Raw genomic sequence first — 2,450 nt, forward strand, 5'->3', positions numbered from 1 at the left:
GCCCACATTCCAACCTAACCAACCTGTATATCTCGAATTATTAAAAGAGAAATCTTTATGTTTTTCCTGCAACAATCCAAACTCACCAATTTTGGTGTTTTGCCTGGTATAATACACATTAACCGATGGACCGCCCTGTATGGCCAGCCATTTATTTATCCTGATATTTATTGGCAGCTCAAATTTATTCAGTAGATTGAGGTAATCCCAGCTCCCTTGGTAAACATATTGGCTACTTATTTCGGGGTTTACTGAAACGCTTTTAAACAATTTCATTTCCTTGCCAAAACCTAAGCCTCCGGTATATATTTTTTCAGCTGATTTTTTGTTCGTGCCAAACATTAACATATTGTATAAACGTTTGCTGCCACCTTTATAAGCTACATTAAAATTAGTGCTTTCATTGGTGCTGAAACTAAATTTATGATAACCTTTTAATGCAATATTGATCAGCCCGATTGAATAGCCATCATTTTCGTTTGAAACATTTAATATCCCAACTTGGGCGCCTTTTAGGTTTTTGGCATAATTAATTGCGCCAATTTGCAATCCACTAGCAGTTTGTCCGGTAAAATTGGTGAGCACCGCAAGATTTACGCCACTGCTTTCTTTGTTGATATTGGCAATGCCACCAATCTGTATTCCACTTGTTCTACCGCTTACAACATTACCTCCGACTCCAATCTGAAAACCCTTGGTATCTTTGCTGACCAAGTTTAAAGCCCCAGTTTGAAAGCCCTTTAAGGTTCCGCCTATTGTATTAAGTCCTAATGAAAGTTGAATACCTTTCACATCTTGATTAACATGATTATAAATTCCACCTACTTGGAAACCCTCGAAACTCTTGCCTACGCGGTTATAAGCCAAGGCAATCTGAGCCGCCCGAACATCGCCTATCACATAATTAAACAGGCCGGCAATCTGCACTCCACGAACATCCCCCCCAACCAGATTAAAGGCCCCAGCAAATTGAAAATACTGCACATTACTCTTGTTAATATTAAAAATAAAACCAATTTCTCCTCCATCTACTCCTGCGCTATAAGCACCAATAACATTAAGCGAAAATTTGTTAACCACCTGACCGCTCAATGAGCCATGGGAATTTAAACTAGGAATAAGCGAAAACTGAAACGGGGCTTTTGAGATAAAACCACCGATATTGATCGACTGGATTTTTTGTTGTGCGGTAACCAAAGTATTGCCCAGCCAGGTATTTTCTACATCGCCCAAATTTCCGCTGATAAACCTTTCGCTTGGATTTTCTTTTCTATTGGTAATGTTCACCTCTGCCAAAAAATGGGTAACGGTAGACTTATAATTTTCTTTACTTACCGTTAGCGATATAGGCTGTGTAATGTTTTTTAACCGCATCGAAAAATAACCGTTCCCATCCGATATTTCTGAAACCAACAGGTTTCGTTCGTAAATACTGGCATCCTGGATTGGTTTATTGGTCTGTTTATCTACCACCTGGCCCGTAATGGTATAAAGTTCGGGGTTACCAACCGATTCATTAACCAATAAAACCAGTTCGAGCGGTGCATACCTGATAATCACAAAATTCCCCGATTGGCGGTATTCGAACCTATGATTTAATATTTTATCAAGCGTTTCCGCAATATTGAGGTTATTTTCGTGGATACTGATCAAACTATCAACCGGCAATATATTGCTGTTATAAGAAAACCTGAAGCCACCTTTCTCTTCTATCATCGCCAATACAACACTTAATTTTTGTCGCTCGATATTGAGTGAAATATTCCTTGACAAATTCGATTGAGCCCGCGCCAAGGAACAGAAAATAAAGAGAAAAAGAACAGTAATTTTGAGCGTACGCATTGATTATTATTTAAGTTTGATCATATCCTGCCTATACTCAACTTTGATTTTAAAAGTTTCAGCAATTACAGTCAGGATTTCCTTAAGCGATTCGTTTTTAAAAGTTGTGCTAATTGAAAGCACTTTTAATTCAGGATTTTCAATAACAATGTTGGCTTTAAATTTTTCATTAAGCACGGCAACGAGGTCGATAAGTGCTGTGCCATCACAAACCAATTCATTCGAATAATAGTAATTATACAACTTACCCTGATTTTCTCCTTTAGATAAATGCCGCTGATTTTGACTTAGCTCTACTTTCTCTCCAGCAGTTAAACGCACACTATCATTACGGTTGTTCACCTTAACGATCCCGCTTTCTACAATTACAACAACAGCTGCCCCATCGCTTTTCACATTAAACGCGGTGCCCACAACAGTTACCTGAACATCATTAACACTAATGATAAATGGTTTCGACTTATCGGCGCTTACTTTAAAAAAAGCTTCGCCCTTTAGTTTAACATCGCGGGTTTTATTAAAAAAACCTCCCACGAAAGAAAGTTCAGATTGTTTATTCAAAATTGCAGTAGAACCATCAGGCAACATTTGCGTTAAAGTATTTCCGC

At 38.2% G+C, this 2,450-nt stretch carries 2 protein-coding genes; both read right to left on the bottom strand.

Annotated features, from left to right (window positions below):
* Window positions 1–1,842 (bottom strand): STN and carboxypeptidase regulatory-like domain-containing protein (locus tag AC1DPQ_RS24670; RefSeq protein WP_477611178.1); only part of this gene is annotated, 1,842 nt, incomplete at its 3' end.
* A gap of 6 nt (window positions 1,843–1,848) precedes the next feature.
* On the bottom strand, window positions 1,849–2,450 hold a 602-nt coding region (locus AC1DPQ_RS24675; RefSeq protein ID WP_477611179.1), incomplete at its 5' end, for a FecR family protein.

Source organism: Pedobacter sp. 01T416_2, assembly GCF_056398925.1.